The organism is Paenibacillus sp. USHLN196, assembly GCF_037144955.1.
In the GTDB taxonomy this organism is placed as follows: domain Bacteria; phylum Bacillota; class Bacilli; order Paenibacillales; family Paenibacillaceae; genus Paenibacillus; species Paenibacillus xylanexedens_C.
On sequence record NZ_JBBCYH010000005.1, the window covers coordinates 336,651 to 356,953 of the forward strand.

A 20,303-nucleotide genomic window follows, 5' to 3' on the forward strand; every position below is an offset into this window, starting at 1 on the left:
TTCTGAATTCCAATCCGTTTCTTTTACAATTTCACTGCATGTCCACCGTCAAAAAAGTACAGCCATTTCCTGTCAACTTTCCGACCCAGTATATCTTCAATGGCCCGTCCATACAGATCCAGTTGGAAGCGATAATTTTTGGTGAGTTCATCCAAACCACCACGATGCTCCAATACCCGATCCGTCTTATAATCAAGCAAGACAAGCTCGCCGTCCACCTCATACAGACAATCAATAATCCCCTGTACAAGGACCGTTTCATTTTCAATCGTTGCCTGCATTTTGCTATCTTCATCTAGCATCTGCATATCTGAGTTCACTACCCGTTCATGGAGCCATTCCACAGGAGACTGATGTGCCGGAAGTCCATACACAAACGGAATCTCCCGTTTTACCCACTCTGCATGCAACAGTTCTTTCCCTGGTTCTGTATCGAAGAATCCGACCAATTCTTCAGGTTCGATAGCCTCCGCGTGATGGGACAGCAAAATCTGAAGCTCCACCAGTCGTTCAATTGTGTGCTCAATAAGCTGTGAATCAATGGCTGTTCCATCTATAGGAAGATGCTGCATCAACGTATGATACACGTTCCCCCGTTCTGCCCCTGTCAGTTGTTTCTCCCCCATAAACTTGGGACGACGCAGGTGCAATTTGAAAGACGCATCCTCAGATCCCGCACCCGAAACGTCCACCGTACCGTTTGAATCTGCCCCTAAGCTAGCCTCATGCTCGATAGATTCAACAGATGCGCCACGTAGTACATGGATTGCTTCACCTTTGATGTCATTCATTCCTGAAGTGTTGTGATCCAACAATCTCTCGGACTGTTCTCCCAGTTCCTCCATCACCTCTACAGACTGGATGTCCTGCATCGAAAGTAACGTTTTCAACTCGGTCACAGATGTGCTGGCTGCTACTTGAGTTGCTGCTTCATAGGGATAAGTCCACGAAAGCCGTTGATCAACCTCGCGAATCAGGCGTGTCTCTTCTTCTTGGGAGATTCCTGGATCTGCACCTTCATCTCCAAAGTTTAGGTTAGCTGCATTTTGTGCGCTTTCCGTCAGTTTTTCTACAGTTGAGGATGGAATCAGCTCCACAGGTAGAACCGCTTTGAGCGCAGCAATTCGTTCTTTCCGCACTTCAGTCATCCCGTCTTCTTCTCCGAGTGTCTGATCCACCACATGGTCACGGGATACCTGATCGGCAGAGATAATAGAAATCGCCCATCGTGATTGATCATCTGCAAGACAGGCTGAGAACGAATCATTGCTTCCTGCAAGTTCACGCAATACAGCCGCATCTGGATGTCTCATCAGGGATGGCCCAATCCAGTCCAGGTAGCTTCGTCCGGCAGCAAGCAGATAGTCCGGCAATGCCAGTTCAGGGCTATCCTTGACCTGAGACCACGCTAGTGCTTTTTTAGATGCATCTTTTACGGTACCCAGCAAAATCATTTTCTCTTTGGGACGGGTCAACGCAACATACAGCACACGCATCTCTTCAGCAAGCAGTTCAAATTGGGCCCGACGACGAATCGCCAGATTGGCCAGTGTAGGATAGGCAACCCGGTTCTCACGATCCACAAACCTCGGACCAAATCCCAGTTCCTTATGCATGAGAAACGGTGCGTTCAGATCCTGCTGATTGAACATCTTGGATATGCCACCAACAAAGACAATTGGAAACTCCAAACCTTTACTCCGGTGAATGGTCATAATACGTACCGCGTTGTCCTGCTCACCTGAACTACCCGCTACAGTCCCGAGGTCTCCCCCGTTTTCCCGCAGTCTGGAGACATAGGTCAGGAAACGGAACAAGCCGCGATTTGCAGTTGATTCCTCATATTGTCTTGCGCGATCGTACAGTGCCTTAAGATTACTTTGACGTTGCAGGCCTCCTGGAAGACCACCAACCCAGTCCAAATACCCGGTTTCCCGATACATACGCCAGATCAGTTCACTTAGACTGCCTTGTCTTGCCTCAAGTCTCCACTGCTCCAATTGACGCATAAATCGACTTAACTTTTGCTCAAGCTCCGAGCCTGAAATCTCCGTTATGTCCCTGTCCTCGTTTGCATGTCCAGTAAAATCAGCATCTTGAATTCCATCTGTATGCACATCAAATTCGTATACATCGTCCAGAATCTCTGCCTCAGCAGAAGCAGCTGTCTCCCGCTGCCCCTGTTCCATCTCTGACCAGGCTTCCGGCCACTGCAACTGGACCATATTGAAGTCAGGATGGTTATCCTGCCGGGATTGATGTACGGCATTCGTAGAGGAATCGTTCCATTCTCCAGCAGCCGATATAACCGCATCATAGAATGACTGTCTTTTATCACCGAGACGAATCTGTGCCAGTTCCTCTTCATCCAGTCCGACAATCGGAGAACGTAGCACAGAAGCGAGCGGAATATCCTGCCTTGGATTATCAACAAGCTGAAGCAGAGACATCATGATTTCCACTTCTGTAGCCTGGAAGTAGCCCTTGCTCTGTTCTCCTCCAGCAGGAATTCCCTGCTGTCTGAATTCTTCAATCATGAGCGGAGCCCACATCAAGGTTGAACGGAGCAAGATGACCATGTCGCCGTAACGTGCCGGGCGCATCGTTTGCAGGGCTTTGTCATATACATGGAGGGCAGGTTTGTCCGTGTCCCCAACCATTTCACGAATACGCCTTGCAATCGCCCGCGCTTCCAACTGAGCTGTTTCGAGTTCGGCACTCTCCAGTTCTGCGGAGATCGATGCATCCCCATTCTCATCCGTACTCTCTGTCAGATCAGGCCCACCGCCCTGACGATCAATCAGCATGAGTTCAGGCGTATACGCCTTATCACCAAGCGTCTCTGACGGGAACGTAGCCCCATATGCCAGCTCAGCTCGTTCATCATAAGCAATCTCTGCCACGCCTTCGTTCATGAGTTGCCGGAATATCATGTTGACCGAATGCACGACTTCTGCACGACTACGGAAATTCCGTGCAAGATCAATGCGTTGGCCTGTACGACTCAGGCGATCTTCAACACTTCCATCCTCACGCATGCTCGCTCCATACTGGCGATACTTGTTCATAAATAGACCCGGCTCAGCCAAACGGAAACGGTAGATACTCTGTTTGACATCACCTACCATGAATCGGTTACCCGGTTTTTCTCTGGAGATCAGTTTCACGATATCTTCCTGAACCGTATTGGTGTCCTGATATTCATCAAGTAATACTTCATCGAATCGTGAACGGTACTCCATAGCCGCATCGGAAGGCATCGACAGTTCAGGCGTTGAATCCTCATGTCGCAAAATGTGAAGGCAGTAATGCTCCAGATCACTGAAGTCAACTTGCCCCCGTTCCTGTTTGGCCTTTCGATAACGTTCCCCAAATGTACTAACCAGCCTCGAGAGTTCCTGCATGAGTGGTGCCGCCTGCTCCAGCTCCTGCCAGAACGAAAAAGCAGTTCTTCCAAACAGCGATCCTTTCAGGTCGGAAACTGCCTTTTTCGCAGCTTCACGGAGTTCCTTCACCTGATCTTGTAAAGCCGGGTCCGTCTGATCCTTTTTGCAGGGTTTTAGTTTGCCAAATGCAGCGGGTTGAAACACCTCAGGCAACCTCTCCCATGGCATAACCTCAACTGCGGAAAACAGCTCTTCCACCATCATCAGATCCTCTTTTAGCGTCTCTGCATATGGTGCCGGACCTTCTGGCTCCATGGAAATGGAAATGCCTTGACGGAGCAGTCCTGCTGCACCACTTAAGGCAAGAGCCGCATCACGCAAAATGCTCTGAACCCATGCTGAATGTCCAAGTGCCTCCACGCTTTCTACCTGAAAAGCGGATGCCATCTCTGAGAGCCAGTGATCCGGCCAGGAATGACTGCGGGAGAAATCATACAATCGTTGCACAAGTCGATGCATGGCATCATCGTTTCGCTCTCCACTGAACCAGTCCACCAATTCGCGGAATGTACTGCCTTCATCTTCTTCGCCATACTTTTCCTCAAAGAGTTCTTCGAGCAATTCCTGCCGCATGATTTCCGCTTCATTTTCATTCAGGATACGGAAAGCCGGGTTCAACGGAATTTGCTGATAGTAACGGCGAATGACTTCCATACAGAATGAATGCAATGTTGTAATAGATGCACGCCCAAGCAGCGACAGCTGCTTACGCAAATGTTCTTCTCCAGGCTGTTCTTCCAGCGCACGTTCCAGCGCTTCCCGAATCCGTTGTTTCATCTCGGCGGCCGCTGCTTTGGTAAACGTGGCTACAAGTAAGCGATCCACACTGAATCCTTGGGAGGGATCTGCGATCTTGCGAATAATTCGTTCAACCAGTACAGCTGTCTTGCCTGATCCCGCCGCAGCGGCAACCAGAATGTCTTCTCCGCTTTCGGAGATGGCACTCCACTGGTCATCACTCCAGAAGCTTCCTTCCGGTTTTGGCATATTCGTCATGATGTTTCCCCTCCCTTGGTGTGAGATAACATATCCCAGATTTGCTGTTTGCCCGGTTTGGACAACAGGTTATATTCATTTCCTTCAATATTCTCATCAAACTGACAAACAGGCTTATATGGACAGAACGTGCACGCCACTTCCTGCTGAATACGATAAGGCTCAATGGCCACATCCCCATCCGTAATTCGGGTACCAATCTCACGGATATTACTGCGAACCGAAGCCAGCAGCGTATCCCATTGCTCTGGCGTGGCTACAGCGGCGCTACTATAAAAGCTTCCGTCCGCCTTAAGGGCAACTGGAATAATAGCTGAATACCCCTTATCCAGGGTGTTATCCATTTGAGCGATTGCGTCCCGATCCGCCAGCAGCAAACCTTTCATTTTGAACCGTTTCAGCAGTTCTTGTCCGGCCTGCTCCGATGTCATGCCATTTGCGGATTGCAACAACGGGTTATGCACATGGAAATACAGCGTTCCTCCCGGCATAGCCGTTTCTCCAAGCCATTCCTCGGCAGCACTAAGCAGCACCTCCAGATAGGTGAGCATCTGCAATGACAGACCATAGTACACTTCATGCAGCTTGAGATCCGTCTGGCTGGACTTGTAGTCAATGACACGCAAGAGCAGACCATTCTCTCCTTCTGCCACATCCACACGGTCAATCCGACCCACAATCTCCATCACACAGCCATTCTCCAGTTCAAAACGCAGAGGTGGCAGTGTTTTATCCGGTCCAAAATCAAGCTCCAACCCAATCGGTTCAAAACTTCCACGTCTGGACTGTTCACCGAGAATAACGGATGCCCGGCTAACAATGTCCTTCAATTTGCGGAAGATATAACCGTATCTCTTGGTGCTTAGCAAAATCTCTCCTTGCAGTTGAGGTGCAATCTGCTCCACCGTTTGCTCGGCTTCCTTGCGGCATTGGTCTGGAGTCAAGCTGCCCCAACTGCGATTTTCTTCACGCAACCGCATAGCCAGCTGACTCAGTGCAGCATGAAACAGCTGTCCGATATCAGGAGCCTGAAGACGGTACAATTGCCGTTCTTTGAGGCGCAGGCCGTGCGAAGCAAAATGGGAGAACGGACAAGCTACGAACCGCTCCATTCGCGAAACACTCGTTCTCACCTCTGTGCCATACAATCTGCGACTGGTAGATGTGCGTAGGGGCAATGCCCGATTACGGTAAAAGATCGATCCCAGCAGCCGCTCCAACTGAGGTCTGCTTGTCTCCCGAGATACATGCCAATTGTAGACCGCCCACCACATTTCTGGAATGTCTTCTCCACGGCGCCATTTGCGCAATTGTCCAATGAGCGCAGACAGACTCTGGCCCGGGTGGGTAACATAGGACCAATGAGCTTCTTCCGAGTTCGCAACTGGTGGTTGAGCGAGCAATGGCCGTTCTTGTAAACCAAACATCTTCCGTACATGACGGATAATCTCGGAAGGAAGCAGTGTTTTTCCCTCATCATCAGCAACCGGATAACTCAGCCACAACTGGCTGCTTGCCGCTGTAAGTGCCGTATAGATCAGAAAACGTTCATCCAGCATCTGTCTTGTTGCTCCTGGTCCAAGCGCCACGCCTCTTTCTGTCAGCAACGATCTTTCCAGCTCCGTTAATACTCCAGCCTCCTGAGGTATAGCAGGCAGTTCACCATCAACCGCACCGAGAATAAATACGTATTTGATATCCTGAAGACGTGTACGATCCATGGAACCGACCAATACCTGATCAAGTGCTGGTGGTACCAGACCCAGCTTCAGTTCGGTCAATCCGGTTTCGATCATCCCGGCGAACAGAGTGACATCCAGCCGTTCATTGCCCATCATATCGACCATCTGATCCAATAAATCCAGCACAGCTCCCCACATCTGCCGATGTTCTCTCGAGCGTTCGGGGTCACCTTGAGCCTTAGCTTCAGCAGACATACTCTCCAGTTTCCATGGAATCTCGGCCTCTTCCAGCAATCTGTATAGTGCCTCGCATTGGGCTTTGGCTGTCTTTGCCTTTTTCATACGTTTCTCAAAAGCACCCATGGAATCTGTAATGACCGTTCGACAACTCTCCATTAAAGACAGCATTTGATCCCGTCCTCGACTACGACCATCCTGACCATGGTCTTCAAGCGAAAGGCTTGGCACATATTTCCACGGTTTGCCGTCAGTCCAGCGATATCCATGAATACCACAAGCCAATACATAATTCTCAAGCTGGTCCATATCTTCACGGGTGATGGAACCATCACGCGGAAGCAGCAGGTCCGTTTTGACGCAGCGAAATACATCCTCGTAACGCCAATGTCGACGAACAATGTCGAGTGCGGAACGGATAAACTCGGATAACGGATGATGAAGTTCATTTCTTCTGCGGTCCAGGAAGACAGGCACGCCATAATCTCTGAATAACGGTTCAGCTATATCGGCGTAGGTATCCAACTGACGAACAAGCACCGCCATATCCCGATAACGTGCACCTTCGTTTTGCGCCAAACGCCGCATCTCACGCAGTGCTCCCTCCATCTCAGCTCGACGGTTCTCAGCTGCGACTAGTCGGATTCCGGAATCAAAGCCATCACTTTTCCAACGAATTCGGCGATCGAAACCAGCCTCCAGATGAGCAAGTCCTGGACGATCCTTGTATCTCGGTGGAATCTCCGAATCTAGCACGGTTATATCGCTCGGTACACCCAGTTCTTCAGCCATCCCTTTCAGGCGCGCATAGGCACTCGCTGTGGGATAGAACAGTTCAAGTTCTCCAGGCAGTGCGCCGTGATCATAAGGACGATCCAATGTCAGGGCAATCGTCACGGAAGAGGACTGCAACATTAGCCGACCGATCACACTCATCTCCTGTGGCGTGAATCCCTGAAAGCCATCAATCCAGATCTGGGCATCCTGCAGCAAAGCACTTTCCGACAAACGATCTGTCAGCTCGGTCAACGTGTCTTCATCATCAATATATAAATGGGTCAGTTCCTGTTCATAGTCACGATATATCAGATTCAAGTCATGCAACTTGTCCTCCAGAATCGGCGAAGTCGATGAGGTATTTCCTCCAGACAGCCCTTCTTCCAGCAATGATGGATCAACTTCATAACGTTTAAATTCACTATATAAGTCATTTAATTCGCCTATAAAACCCAGCTGGCTGCCGGATGCACCAAACAGCTTCAATTCTTCCTTACGGCGCTGGATGACTTTGTAGAGCAGCATCTTTTTGCCTTCGGCTCCGATCGGAATACGAGCAGAACCACCTGCTTCCTGCATGACACGATAGGCTAAACGGCGAAAGCCGAGCACTTCTGCACGCATGGTACCTTTAATTGCTCCAGAAGACACCAATGCCTGCTCTGTTCGAAAGGAACTCTGTTCCGGAACGAGTAAAATCAAAGGTTTCCCTTGCGGTTCTTGTTGAAGCAGGGTTGTAATTTCCCGGGTAATCAGCGAGCTTTTGCCGCTGCCTGCCCGGCCAATAACAAAACGAACGGACATGTCTAATCCTCCAAACTACACGTACAAGATTTTAATTCCCAGTATAACATATCTGACTTGGTTCGGAACATACGTTTGCCACTATCCGGTAAAAACGGAGATCATCTCCGTTAACACAGCAAAACAGCAAAAAGCCCGCAGCTATCACACTGTGGACTTTTGACTTGACCTATACTTTATTAGAACGGAAATCATACGATTAATTCTTTTTACTGCGCACTTCGAAAATAGCAAATTTCAGGTAATGTCCTTCATCCACGCCCAAAATTTGCGGGTGATCCTTACCTGCTGCCTTCCAGTCGATTAGGCGCAGCACTTTGCCGGCATCTTCCGCTGCATCAGCAATCGTATCCAGGAAGAGGTCTGGACGCATATGATACGAACAGCTGGCTGTTACCAAATATCCGCCCTCATTAACCAGTTTCATTCCTTGCAGATTGATATCCTTATAACCGCGACATGCACCTTTTACTGCTGATTTCGTTTTGGCAAACGCAGGGGGATCGAGGATGACTACATCAAATGTTTTACCGCCAGCTGAAAGCGCTTTGGATGTATCCACTTTCTGTTCGCCTGCACGCGCACGTGCAGTACGTTCATCCAGTCCTTTCACTTGTTCACGCAAGTACTGGAAAGCATCAGCAACAACGAATTCTACGCGATCGGTAAAACCGTTCAACTCCACATTTGTTCGTGCACTCTCAATGGCGTGCTCTGAAATATCAAGACATGTCACTTTTTTGGCTCCATACTTGCAAGCATTCAACGTGAAACTGCCTGTGTGTGAGAAGCACTCCAGCACAGTGGCACCATCCCAATAAGGGAATGTAACTACCTTGCCGCTTTTATTCACAGGCAACAGCTGCTCTGTGCCATCCTGCTCGGTCTGTTGGAGTGTGATTCCACTCTTGTAGCCCCACCCCTTCATAAGCGGTTCGATAGCTGCGCGATTCTCGCGTTGGTCGAAGAAATAACCTGTCTTCTGTCCTTCTACAATATCCACTTTAATGAGCAGTCCATTCTCTGTAACGGTGACATGCCGCGGGCAATCCCCGTACAGTGGACCTTTTGTCTGTTCCAAACCTTCCAGTTCACGAATCGAGACATCACTGCGCTCATATATACCTTCCGGCTGCATCACTTCGATGAGTGCCTGTACGATAGCTTCACGGCAACGATCCATGCCGAGTGTAAGCAACTGTACAACGAGAATGCTGCCGAATCGGTCAACGATCAGTCCTGGCAGAAAATCAGCTTCGCCATAAACGAGACGATATGCCTCGCCATCCTGGATAAAACGTTCCCGGTGACGCAAGCAATCGCGGAAACGAGCTGCAAAGAACGCGGTGTCCATCTGTTCGGACTCCAGCGGTTGATATGCTACGACCCTTACTGTGATCTGAGATGCGGGATTGTAATAACCTGTCGCCAGATAGCGACCTTGATGATTCAATACATTGACCAGATCTCCCGGTTCCGGGTTTCCGTCAACAGAGGCAATTTCGTTGTTAAATATCCATGGATGTGCATGTTCAAGCCGCTTTTTGCGACTGCGTTCGAGTGTAACTGATGGCAAGGTAGATCCACTTCCTTTAATTTAATAGTTCAAAAGATAGGTTTGGTGCGGCGCGTAGGTGGCATTTCGGTTACGAATCGATCTTCCGATCGCTGTTGTCTCCAGATTTTTTTGATTCCCTTTTTTAAAGGGAAAATCCGGAGACAAAGGCGCACGCTTCGCTTCTTCAGATTCGATTTCGTCCCCTCCACTACGTTTGCACGAATTACTCTATCTTTCGAATTGGGGTGCGGCAGTTGAGAGCATGTTGGCGCTAAGTTGTTACTTTAAGCGCTGTATGAGTACACTACGGCGACGAACCTCTGATCGCTGTTATCCCCAGATTTTTTGAACTCCCTTTTCTCAAAGGGAAAATCCGGAGATAAAGGCGAGCGCTTCGCTTCTTCGGTAACAATTTCGTCTTCTTCGCTACATTTGCACGAATCACTGTTTCTTTCGAATTGGGGTGCGGCAGTTAAGACGTATTTCCAGACTTTTTGAATTGAGGGGGCGGGAAATTAAGTTCACTTCCCTTTGAATTCCTTTAGGCTTGTCATGGTTGTCTTTATTTACTCATAGGATGAGTTAAGGAACCGGACGGAAGGAATGATTTTGTATGTTTAGAGATGTTATACTGCCCCTGCTATATGGGCTTATTATCTTTTTTGGTGGCATGAAGCTGATGGAAACCGCCTTGCAGCGCATGGCAGGGCCCATGCTGGCAGGTTGGCTCAATCGAGCTACCTCTGCTCCCTGGAAAGGCATGGCTTTCAGCGCGGGTGCAACGGCACTGTTGCAGAGCAGTACTGCGGTAACCGTACTCACCATTGGACTGGCTAATGCCAGATTGATTACCTACGGACGTACACTCGGCATCATCCTCGGCACCAACATCGGGACATGTCTGACAACAGAGCTGGTGGGGCTGCAGATCGGACGTGCTTCCCTGCCCCTACTAGTCCTGTCGCTGACGGGCTGGGCCATGTTTGTTGTACTTGGTGAACGCAATCTAGCCGCTCCTGAACGCACGCGGCAGACTCTGTTTAACATCCAATACAGCTTCCTCGCAGCTGCCGGATTTGCACTTGTCATGACAGGAATTCAGGTCATGCAATCCATTGCCTTGCCACTGCGGAGCATGGGCGTATTTCAATGGTTTCTCGACCGCTCGGCTGACAGCTTGTGGTGGGGCTTCCTGGCAGGAGCGTGTCTCACAGCGCTCATTCACAGCAGCGCGGCTGTCATTAGCATGGCGATTACGCTCGCAGCCACAGGGGTATTACCTGTGGAGATCGGCATCGCCATTGTAATCGGGTCCAATGTGGGGACCTGCATCACCGCTGTGATTGCTGCCGCGGGCGGAGCATCCGCAGGCAAATTTGTCGCAGCCTCCCATGTTGTATTAAACATTGCGGGAGCGCTGCTATTTATGCCGCTGATCGGCCAGCTACATGCAGCTTCGGCCTGGCTGTCAGCGGACAACGGGGCACAGATTGCGCATGCCCAGACCCTTTTTAACATCACCAGTTCACTGCTTGCTTTGCCGTTCTGTTACTTGCCAATCTGGCACAAAAAACCACCGGTCCCCGCCCCCGCGGCGAAGTCACCCGTGGCTTAATGATCTGCCTATCCAGATCTACAGAACGCGTGGTTAACTGACTCGTCGAATTAGAACTATAATGCGTTATACGTTAATGCCTAACTTGTTCAGGGCTACACGCAAGATGTCATCGTTATTATCATATCCGCTCTGCTGCTGTAAGGACCATGCTTCTTCCGGAGCATACCAATCCACACCCTTGATTTCTTCAATCTGAGGCTGTAGATCACCACTCTCGGCTTCAACGAGATAATAATGAACTTCCTTGTCCACCGGGCCAAAGTCTGCATGTTGGTACGTGTAAGCAATGATATCAACCGGCTCTACAATGCGGCCCACCATACCTGTCTCTTCCAAAATCTCGCGCAGTGCCGTCTGTTCAATTGTTTCTCCATCTTCCATTTTGCCCTTGGCGAGAGTTGTTTTACCATAACGATCTACGATAAGCTGAATTTGAAGACGTCCGTCTTCCCCTGTTCTATAAACAACTCCGCCTGCTGAAATTTCTTTTTTGTTCATCGTGCTCTCCCCCATCAACTTCGATATCTTTATCTTATTTTTTGCAAAAGAAGGACCTCATCTCCCGGGTAAGCTCCCCAAGGAAATGAAATCCTTGTTTCTGACGCCTTGATTACATCGCGGCGGACTTAAGATTCTCTTCCAACACACGTACCAGCGTAGCCTGACTCTCGTTGACGCCGGCTTCAACCACTTTGACTCGGCACACTTTACCAACCATATCCATCGTTCCATCAAAGACCAGTTGAATGTAGTTGTCGCTATAACCGTGCAGCTTGCCACTTCCCTCGCGGCCTTTGGCTTCACCTTCGGGAATAACATCCAGTACCTGTCCAATAAACTGCTCAGCGTACTCCAACTGCATCTGCTCAGACAAGTCAATCAGTTCATGCACACGTGCATTTTTGACCTCTTCGTCCACCTGATCTTCCATTCGTGCTGCTGGCGTACCCGTACGCTTGGAATAAGGGAATACGTGCATTTCGGAAAAACCGATCTTCCGCATCAACTCATAGCCATTACGGTACATCTCATCCGTCTCACCTGGAAATCCAACAATGATGTCTGTTGTAATCGCTACATCCGGCATTGCTTCCCGAATGCGAAGCATCTTGTTGTAAAACTCTTCTGTCGTATATTTACGGCGCATGCGTTTCAACACCGTATCATCACCCGCTTGCAGCGGAATGTGGAAGTGACGAACAAGTTTGTCTGAACGTTTGATCACGTCGAGCATACGGTCGTCAATCTGACTGGCTTCAATCGAGCTGATTCGAATACGCTCCAGCCCCTCTACCTTGTCCAGGTCCCACAGCAGATCAGTCAGATCATAATTCTCCATGTCATCGCCATACCCACCTGTATGAATACCGGTCAGAACAATCTCCTTGTATCCGGCGTGTACGAGCTGATGCGCCTGTTGAATAATGCTATTCGCCTCACGGCTGCGTGAGAGACCACGAGACCACGGAATGATGCAGAACGTGCAAAAGTTATTGCATCCATCCTGAATTTTCAGGAAAGCTCGGGTACGATCAGCAAAATCAGGTACATCCATTTCTTCAAACACACGGGTTTTCATAATATTACGCACCGCATTAACGGGTTGACGGGACTCCTGAATTTCATTAACATATGGCAAAATCTTGTCACGGTCCTGTGTACCGATAACCAGATCCACCCCTGGGATGTCCAGAATCTCTGCCGGAGAAGTCTGCGCGTAGCAGCCTGTAACGGCCACAATCGCCTCCGGGTTGCGCCGAATGGCACGACGAATAATTTGACGGCTCTTTTTGTCGCCGGTATTGGTTACTGTACAAGTATTAATCAAGTATACATCCGCTGTCTGTTCATCAAACTCCACTTGATCGTAACCTTCGTTTTTGAACAATTGCCAAATCGCCTCTGTATCATAGAAATTAACTTTGCAGCCTAAGGTGTAAAACGCCACGGATGGCATAATTACATTCCTCCCATTTCTCCGGATTCATATAGCACACAAGTTAGTGCTGCCATTCCAGCTGTCTCAGCACGCAAAATACGTTTGCCCAGTCCAACAGATACAGCACCAGCCCGATCGGCCTCTGCCGTCTCCTTCTCAGAAAATCCACCTTCCGGTCCAACCACGATCAGTACTTCTGCACTTGCACCAGGTGCAAGCTGCTCTACAAACGGCTTCAGTGCATCTCTCAGCTGTTTACCGTTTTCTTTCTCATAACAATAACATACCAGGCTGTAGCCCTCAAAAGAAGATAACAGCCCTTTCCAGGAAAGCGGCTGCTCGACGGATGGAATGCGATTCCGGTGACTCTGTTCGGCAGCCTCCTTGGCAATTTTCCGCCAGCGCTCCAACCGTTTGCCTTCTTTCTTGGCATCATATTGCACAATCGTACGTTCTGAGAGGAAGGGTACAAATGATACTGCCCCAATCTCGGTACATCTCTGGATGACCGTCTCCATTTTGTCGCCTTTGGGCAAGCTCTGTGCCACGGTTACGCGAATCCGTGCTTCATGGTCCATAACCAAAGGCTCTACAATGTTGGCCGTCACTTGGCCTGCTTCAATGGTCTCAATTTCCACGAGTGCTTCTCTGGAGTTTCCGTCACTGACAATCAGTTTATCTCCAGGTTTACCACGCATGACCTTGCCGATATGGCGTGCATCATCACCTGTGATGATCACAGCGTGTTCATTAAACTGTTCTGCAGATACAAAATATCGCTGCATTAGTCAATCCACCCATTCTGTCCTGTTATGACTGGAATTCACCGTGCCTAATGACAAGCGTGAATCCAATCGCCACAGATGATCATACAACTTTTACGTGTTTCTGACCAGTATATCAGCCCAAAACACAATGCGCTTTTAGCGATATAATTCAATAACCAGCTTTGCCAGATCCACATACATCGTTTGCGCAAACTCATACAAAGGTTGAATCGTCACATTTTGCAACGGAGGTATAACAAGAATCAACAGGAAGATAAATATGGACCATTGCTCCACACCTTGCAGCTTGCGGCTGATTGAAGGTGGCACTACATCTTCCAGAATCCGATAACCATCCAGCGGAGGCAACGGAATCAAGTTAAACAGGAACAGGAAAAAGTTGGTTAAGTTAAAGATAGCAAAGAACGTTGTGATGGCTGTCAGCAACCGCTCATTATCAATACCGCCGAGCGCTCCCGAACCAACCAGTGAAGCATAGATGATTGTACCGATGATCGCCAGCAACAGATTGCTCAGAGGTCCTGCTGCGGATACGATGATGCCCATCAATCTAGGTTTGTCGAAGTTAGCCCGATTAACTGGAACTGGACGTGCCCAACCAAAGCCGGCAATAATGAGCAACAGCACACCAAACAAGTCAAAGTGTACAACCGGATTCAGCGTGACCCGACCCAACAGCTTGGCTGTCGGATCACCGAATTTGTTGGCAAAATACGCATGCGAGAATTCATGCACCGTAAATGCGATCAGGATGGTCAGCAGGAAAAACGGAAGCTGATCGATCGGATAACGAAAGAACGAATTCCAAAAGTCCATACGTTACCCCTTTCTGGCTACAAACGCCAGCCAATCCTCATCACGGTGGATCGCACTCACTTCAAACCCGGAGGCTACCAGTGCATCATGCACAACCTGCTCTTTGTTCTTCCAAATGCCGGATACAATATAGGTACCACCAGACTCAAGCGCATCATAGACATCGTCTACGAACAACAAAATGATCTCTGCCAAAATGTTAGCCACCACAACCTTAACAGGCAGTTGTACTCCAAGTGCAGGGTCCTGATTGCCAAGGACGGACAGCAAGTCACTCTCTTTAACCGTAATTTGTTGCTCCAGCCCATTCAGTTGCACATTCTCCCTGGCACTGATGACCGCAACTGGATCCAGATCAAGCGCCAACACATGTTTAGCACCAAGCTTTATCGCTCCAATTGCCAAAATGCCGGAACCTGTACCTACGTCAATGATTTCCTCGCCGCCTTGAATAACCGTTTCCAGTGTGCGCAAGCAGAGGGAAGTCGTTGGATGAGTTCCTGTACCAAAAGCCATACCTGGGTCAAGTTCAATAATTTTCTCATCCGGACTTTCTGGCGTATACTCTTCCCACGTTGGTTTAATCGTCAGACGTTCTGAAACACGTACCGGTTTGAAATATTGCTTCCAGGCCGTTGCCCAGTCATTTTCATCCACTGTACGTGTCTCATAACGAACCTCACCCGTATCAATTCCGAATTCAGTGAGTTCTTCGATTCTTGGATTAACTTCTGACTGCAATGCAACCATGTCCGTACCTTCGGAGAAGTACCCTTTGATGACCGCAAAGCCTTCAGGAATATCATTCAAAGGAACATCGTATAACTCACCATATGTCGTGTCCCGTTTTTTATTTAAAGTACCGGACTCTTCAATCGAAACCCCTCCAGCACCCGCTTCATGTAAAAAATTAGAAATCATCTCCACAGCTTCTTCTGTGGTATGTATTGTTAGTTCATGCCATAACATACTTGGTTTTTCCTCCTCATTTTTCAAACATCCCAACTATTGTACTACACAAGCGAGCCGGAGTACAAAGCCGATCAGTAAAAGAAAAACAAAACAGGATATCCGCAGCTTGACCGCTCGAATATCCTGTCGTGTAATGATCATTATCAGGTTCACTTACTTAGCAAAAACGTCCACCGTTCTGAGTGATCATCTCTGCGGCTTGCGGTAACGAATCGTTGGATACGGACACCGTCAACAATATTTCTTGTCTTAGCCTGTTTACCGAATCCTCTTCGGGTGTATCATAGACCTGCCCATTTGATAACATTTCCGTTTCATCACTAATCAGGGCAAGTACATTCAGCTCGCCACTGAATCCTCCGACGACAGCCGTAGGAGAACTATCGGTACCCATAACATTGTGTGAGTCCAATGCAGACGATTCATTACTACGACTCTCGATACTTAATTGGTTCGGGTGCAACAATTCCAGAGCTCTACGTGCAGACTCCGCCTCAGTCCAGCTGGTAAAAACAGCTTCGAGGGTCACTGCCGAGCGATCTTCAGTCATTAAGCTCCCGTCCCTGTCGTCGATCAGCCGCTTCACTGCGGCGTAGTGCTTCAATATCTTCATGATCCGCAGCTTCAGCGCTGAATTCCACGTCTTCATTTTTGGCGGACTGCAATCGTTTCATCTTTTCCGTTTTTGTGAGAATCTTGCCTGGGCGTTCGTGTTCTGCCATTGTTATGTTCCTCCTTCAAATTAAAATGAACTAATACGTGTTAAAGTGTAATTCTCTGTTCATCTTATATAGATTTCCTGAAACTAAATCATTCCACCGGCTTGTTCGATTATAGACATAGCACGGTGATGTACCGACTCATCTACGACGACAGTTAATAATACATCTCTTCCTGTAGGTCCACCCTGTCCGCCATCACTCATGCCACTTGCGGAAGGGTCTGCCGCAGCCATGATACCAGCACTGGCATTCGTTTGCATTGAATCGGGCACCCATGATGAAAAACTGCCGGAAACGCCCGGCTTGTAGGAAGCCCCGCTTGGTCCTACACCCGCATATCGGCTGAATCGATTAATCGACAGGTCCTCCACTCGCAATGCCTCCAGTTTTTTGGCTGCCCCTTGAGCTTGCTCCGGACTGTTAAAGTACGCCAAAATATTTTTCTCGGTCATCCGCTTCACCTGCTTCCCTAATTTCTCGCATATCAGCTATGCATATCATTCTCGCCATGCTATCTTTCCGCAAGTTCGCTCAGAATATACCGAAATGCTCCCACAACTTGCTGCCGTTCTTCGTATCAAAAATTCATGGATTCTGCCAAGACTAATGGATAGTCACTCAAAAGTGCATATAAAAAAGGACACCCTGCGGTAAAAACCGCTGTGGTGTCCTTTTGGATTGCTATATTTTATTCTCAATCGCCACGGAAGGCGCGTTTCACTCTGTCAAAGAAGGATTGTTCATGCTCATGTGTTTGCTCTCCATCCAGCGCAGCAATTTGGCGAAGCAGATCTTTCTGCTCGTCATTCAGCTTACTAGGTGTAACCACAACCACTTTCACATGCTGATCCCCTTGCCCCATACCGCGCAGGCGTGGTACACCTTTGCCTTTGAGACGGAAATACGTTCCCGTTTGTGTACCGGCTGGTACTTTCAACTTCACTTTCTCGGTCAGCGTTGGGATCTCAACTTCATCTCCCAGAGCTGCCTGGGCAAAGGTCAGTGGGATTTCACAATAGATATCGTCGCCTTCACGCTCGAAGAAATCATGTGATTTCACACGAATGACAATATACAGATCTCCCGCTGGTCCGCCACGCAGACCGCCTTCGCCCTCGCCTGTCATACGCAGTTGCGCGCCATCATCTACACCCGCTGGAATGCGAACATGGATTTTGCGTTGCTTGCGGACTTTACCGCTACCGCTACATGTCGTACATTTTTCTTTGATAATCTGGCCCGAACCACTACAGTTCGAACATGCACGACGATTAACCATACGACCAAACGGTGTATTTTGCACGACTTCCTGCTGACCGCTACCTTGGCAGACCGAACAGGTTTCCGGTTTCGTTCCAGGTTTGGCACCTGAGCCATGACAGGTATCACAGCCTTCGGTACGTGGAATCGTAATATCGGTTTCTTTCCCGAATACAGCTTCCTTGAATTCTATGGTCATCGTGTACTGCAGGTCATTTCCCCGTTGCGGAGCATTTGGATCACGTCGTCCGCCGCCACCGCCACCAAAGAACATGTCGAAGATGTCGCCAAATCCGCCGCCGCCAAAATCACCACCACCACCGAATCCACCCTGATTCGGATCGACATGACCATATTGGTCATACTGTGCACGCTTTTGACCGTCACTCACGACATCATAAGCTTCTTTAACTTCTTTAAATTTAGCTTCCGCATCAGCAGCCTTGTTTACGTCAGGGTGATACTGACGGGCAAGCTTACGGTAAGCCTTTTTAATCTCATCGTCGTTAGCCGTTTTACTAACGCCAAGCACCTCATAATAATCACGCTTTTCAGCCACTCTTCCACCCCCATATCATTCACCATATCGCACATCGTGACAAAAGGAAAGCCAAAGCACGGGAGCCCCGGCTATGACTTTCCCTCTAATTCGAACGTCACCGATGTTTAATTCGCGTAGAACTACGAATTAGTTTTGTTTTTTATCTTCATCCACAACTTCGTAATCAGCGTCTACAACGTTGTCACGTTTTGCGGAACCTTGTTGTTCTTCAGCACCTTGTGCTTCTTGCTCTTGCGCCTGTGCTTGCTCATACAGTTTCACGGACAGTTGTTGAACGATCTCTGTCAGTTCTTCTGTAGCAGCTTTGATATCTTCCAGGTTGTCGGAAGCCAGAACACCTTGCAGTTTTTCTTTGGCTGCATTCGCTTTTTCAACTTCGCCAGCATCTGCTTTTTCGCCAAGATCTTTAATCGTTTTGTCAACAGAGTAGATCAGTTGATCTGCACTGTTTTTCGCTTCAACGAGTTCTCTGCGTTTTTTATCTTCTTCAGCGTGCAGCTCAGCATCTTTCATCATTTGTTCAACTTCAGCATCGCTCAAACCGCTGGAAGAAGTGATTGTGATTTTTTGAGTTTTGTTTGTACCTTTATCTGTTGCAGATACGTTAACGATACCGTTGGCATCAATATCGAAGCTAACTTCGATCTGTGGAACGCCACGTGGAGCTGGTGGAATATCACCCAACATGAAACGTCCAAGCGATTTGTTACCCGCTGCCATCTCACGCTCACCTTGCAGAACATGAATCTCAACGCTTGGTTGATTGTCTGCATATGTGGAGAACACTTGAGATTTGCTTGTAGGGATCGTTGTGTTACGCTCGATCATTTTAGTAAATACGCCACCCGCTGTTTCGATACCCAGGGACAATGGAGTTACGTCAAGCAATACAACGTCTTTCACATCACCTGTCAGTACGCCCGCTTGTACAGCAGCACCCAAAGCTACAACTTCATCCGGGTTAACGCCTTTGTGAGGCTCTTTACCAGTCAGTTTCTTGATCGCTTCTTGTACTGCAGGAATACGTGTGGAACCACCAACCAATACGATCTTGTCGATATCGTTAGCCGTCATACCCGCATCGCTCAATGCACGACGAGTTGGTTCGAGCGTACGCTCAACCAGACCTTCAGAGATTTCTTCAAATTTCGCACGGCTCAGGTTCAACTCCAAATGCTGAGGAACGCCATCAGCAACCGTGATGAACGGCAAGGAGATCGTTGTAGTCAATACGCCGGAAAGTTCTTTTTTCGCTTTTTCGGCTGCATCTTTCAAACGTTGAACCGCTGCTTTATCTTTACTCAAGTCAATGCCTTGATCTTTTTTGAATTCACTTACGAGATAATCGATGATCACTTGGTCAAAGTCATCCCCGCCCAGTTGGTTGTCCCCGCTAGTTGCTTTAACTTCGAAGAAGCCATCACCCAGTTCAAGAATGGATACGTCGAACGTACCGCCACCCAAGTCATATACGAGAATCGTTTGGTCTTCGGATTTCTCCATACCATATGCCAAAGCTGCTGCTGTTGGCTCGTTGACGATACGCAGAACTTCCAAACCTGCAATTTTACCCGCATCTTTAGTCGCTTGACGCTGACTGTCATTGAAGTAAGCTGGTACAGTAATAACTGCTTGAGTTACCGTTTGGCCCAGATAAGCTTCAGCATCGGATTTCAATTTTTGCAGGATGATTGCAGAGATCTCTTGTGCAGAGTAGTCTTTGCTATCGATTGTTTCTTTGTGGGAAGTACCCATATGACGTTTGATCGACATGATGGTACGATCCGGATTCGTGATCGCTTGACGTTTTGCTGTTTCACCGACAACACGCTCTCCATCTTTTTTGAAACCTACTACGGATGGGGTTGTACGTGCGCCCTCGGGATTTGGAATTACGACTGCCTCGCCGCCTTCCATTACCGCTACGCATGAGTTTGTTGTTCCTAAGTCAATACCGATTACTTTACTCATGGAAAAATTTCCTCCTCGACAATTTAAAATAAATGGGTCAGGTATGACCCTTATTGGATGTTCTTGTTGCTAATCGTGCTCTATGTGTACAAACCTTTATATTAAGCTTCGACCACATTATTCAACCATGGAGCCGACTCATTCTTTCCTGTCGG

Annotated in this window: 14 protein-coding genes; 1 reads left to right on the forward strand and 13 read right to left on the reverse strand. The window is 48.5% G+C overall.

The features are described from left to right. Positions 1–23 precede the first annotated feature (23 nt). The 3 genes from addA to WFI24_RS15025 form a co-directional block, all read right to left on the reverse strand. The gene (addA, locus tag WFI24_RS15015; protein ID WP_336761959.1) at positions 24–4,442 is read right to left on the reverse strand and encodes a helicase-exonuclease AddAB subunit AddA; all 4,419 of its coding nucleotides are present in this window, start codon (positions 4,440–4,442) and stop codon (positions 24–26) included. After that, a complete protein-coding gene (gene addB / locus WFI24_RS15020; RefSeq protein ID WP_336761961.1) occupies positions 4,439–7,942 on the reverse strand; it encodes a helicase-exonuclease AddAB subunit AddB in 3,504 nt (1,167 codons plus the stop codon). Before addB ends, addA begins: the two co-directional genes overlap by 4 nt. 199 nt (positions 7,943–8,141) lie before the next feature. Next, on the reverse strand, positions 8,142–9,518 hold the full coding sequence (locus WFI24_RS15025) for a class I SAM-dependent rRNA methyltransferase (protein WP_336761963.1): 1,377 nt from the start codon (positions 9,516–9,518) through the stop codon (positions 8,142–8,144). A gap of 595 nt (positions 9,519–10,113) precedes the next feature. Between WFI24_RS15025 and WFI24_RS15030 the strand changes: the two genes are divergently transcribed. Beyond that, positions 10,114–11,115, forward strand: coding sequence for a Na/Pi cotransporter family protein (locus tag WFI24_RS15030; protein ID WP_336761964.1), 1,002 nt, complete (start codon positions 10,114–10,116; stop codon positions 11,113–11,115). Positions 11,116–11,181: 66 nt separating this feature from the next. Here WFI24_RS15030 and WFI24_RS15035 read toward each other — a convergent pair whose 3' ends face one another. The 10 genes from WFI24_RS15035 to dnaK all read right to left on the reverse strand — a co-directional run bounded on the left by WFI24_RS15035 (position 11,182) and on the right by dnaK (position 20,148). After that, positions 11,182–11,616, reverse strand: coding sequence for an NUDIX hydrolase (locus tag WFI24_RS15035; protein WP_036615070.1), 435 nt, complete (start codon positions 11,614–11,616; stop codon positions 11,182–11,184). A gap of 112 nt (positions 11,617–11,728) precedes the next feature. Beyond that, complete coding sequence (mtaB, locus tag WFI24_RS15040) at positions 11,729–13,075, reverse strand: tRNA (N(6)-L-threonylcarbamoyladenosine(37)-C(2))-methylthiotransferase MtaB (protein WP_336761966.1); 1,347 nt, start codon at positions 13,073–13,075, stop codon at positions 11,729–11,731. Between the two features lie 2 nt (positions 13,076–13,077). Then, a complete protein-coding gene (locus WFI24_RS15045; protein WP_336761968.1) occupies positions 13,078–13,842 on the reverse strand; it encodes an RsmE family RNA methyltransferase in 765 nt (254 codons plus the stop codon). Positions 13,843–13,980: 138 nt separating this feature from the next. Next, complete coding sequence (locus WFI24_RS15050; RefSeq protein ID WP_074095894.1) at positions 13,981–14,661, reverse strand: site-2 protease family protein; 681 nt, start codon at positions 14,659–14,661, stop codon at positions 13,981–13,983. A gap of 3 nt (positions 14,662–14,664) precedes the next feature. Then, complete coding sequence (gene prmA / locus WFI24_RS15055; RefSeq protein WP_336761973.1) at positions 14,665–15,630, reverse strand: 50S ribosomal protein L11 methyltransferase; 966 nt, start codon at positions 15,628–15,630, stop codon at positions 14,665–14,667. 160 nt (positions 15,631–15,790) lie between these two features. Further along, positions 15,791–16,183 (reverse strand): hypothetical protein, encoded by a 393-nt coding sequence (locus WFI24_RS15060; protein ID WP_336761975.1) that lies wholly within the window; start codon positions 16,181–16,183, stop codon positions 15,791–15,793. Continuing rightward, the gene (locus tag WFI24_RS15065) at positions 16,176–16,355 is read right to left on the reverse strand and encodes a YfhD family protein (protein WP_076211664.1); all 180 of its coding nucleotides are present in this window, start codon (positions 16,353–16,355) and stop codon (positions 16,176–16,178) included. The genes WFI24_RS15060 and WFI24_RS15065 overlap by 8 nt, the downstream gene beginning before the upstream one ends. 83 nt (positions 16,356–16,438) lie before the next feature. Then, positions 16,439–16,807, reverse strand: coding sequence for a hypothetical protein (locus tag WFI24_RS15070; RefSeq protein WP_336761977.1), 369 nt, complete (start codon positions 16,805–16,807; stop codon positions 16,439–16,441). A gap of 242 nt (positions 16,808–17,049) precedes the next feature. Further along, positions 17,050–18,174, reverse strand: coding sequence for a molecular chaperone DnaJ (gene dnaJ, locus WFI24_RS15075; RefSeq protein WP_062835521.1), 1,125 nt, complete (start codon positions 18,172–18,174; stop codon positions 17,050–17,052). Between the two features lie 129 nt (positions 18,175–18,303). Beyond that, positions 18,304–20,148: a molecular chaperone DnaK gene (gene dnaK, locus WFI24_RS15080; RefSeq protein ID WP_062835522.1), complete on the reverse strand. Its 1,845-nt coding sequence runs from the start codon at positions 20,146–20,148 to the stop codon at positions 18,304–18,306. Positions 20,149–20,303 lie beyond the last annotated feature (155 nt).

Bases quoted from the DNA above. Each gene is read 5' to 3' on its own strand.
- WFI24_RS15035 (WP_036615070.1), bottom strand. From the start codon at position 11,616: ATGAACAAAAAAGAAATTTCAGCAGGCGGAGTTGTTTATAGAACAGGG.
- addA (WP_336761959.1), bottom strand. From the start codon at position 4,442: ATGACGAATATGCCAAAACCGGAAGGAAGCTTCTGGAGTGATGACCAG.
- prmA (WP_336761973.1), bottom strand. From the start codon at position 15,630: ATGTTATGGCATGAACTAACAATACATACCACAGAAGAAGCTGTGGAG.
- WFI24_RS15050 (WP_074095894.1), bottom strand. From the start codon at position 14,661: ATGGACTTTTGGAATTCGTTCTTTCGTTATCCGATCGATCAGCTTCCG.
- WFI24_RS15070 (WP_336761977.1), bottom strand. From the start codon at position 16,807: ATGACCGAGAAAAATATTTTGGCGTACTTTAACAGTCCGGAGCAAGCT.
- WFI24_RS15045 (WP_336761968.1), bottom strand. From the start codon at position 13,842: ATGCAGCGATATTTTGTATCTGCAGAACAGTTTAATGAACACGCTGTG.
- WFI24_RS15065 (WP_076211664.1), bottom strand. From the start codon at position 16,355: ATGGCAGAACACGAACGCCCAGGCAAGATTCTCACAAAAACGGAAAAG.
- addB (WP_336761961.1), bottom strand. From the start codon at position 7,942: ATGTCCGTTCGTTTTGTTATTGGCCGGGCAGGCAGCGGCAAAAGCTCG.
- WFI24_RS15060 (WP_336761975.1), bottom strand. From the start codon at position 16,183: ATGACTGAAGATCGCTCGGCAGTGACCCTCGAAGCTGTTTTTACCAGC.
- mtaB (WP_336761966.1), bottom strand. From the start codon at position 13,075: ATGCCATCCGTGGCGTTTTACACCTTAGGCTGCAAAGTTAATTTCTAT.
- WFI24_RS15030 (WP_336761964.1), top strand. From the start codon at position 10,114: ATGTTTAGAGATGTTATACTGCCCCTGCTATATGGGCTTATTATCTTT.
- dnaK (WP_062835522.1), bottom strand. From the start codon at position 20,148: ATGAGTAAAGTAATCGGTATTGACTTAGGAACAACAAACTCATGCGTA.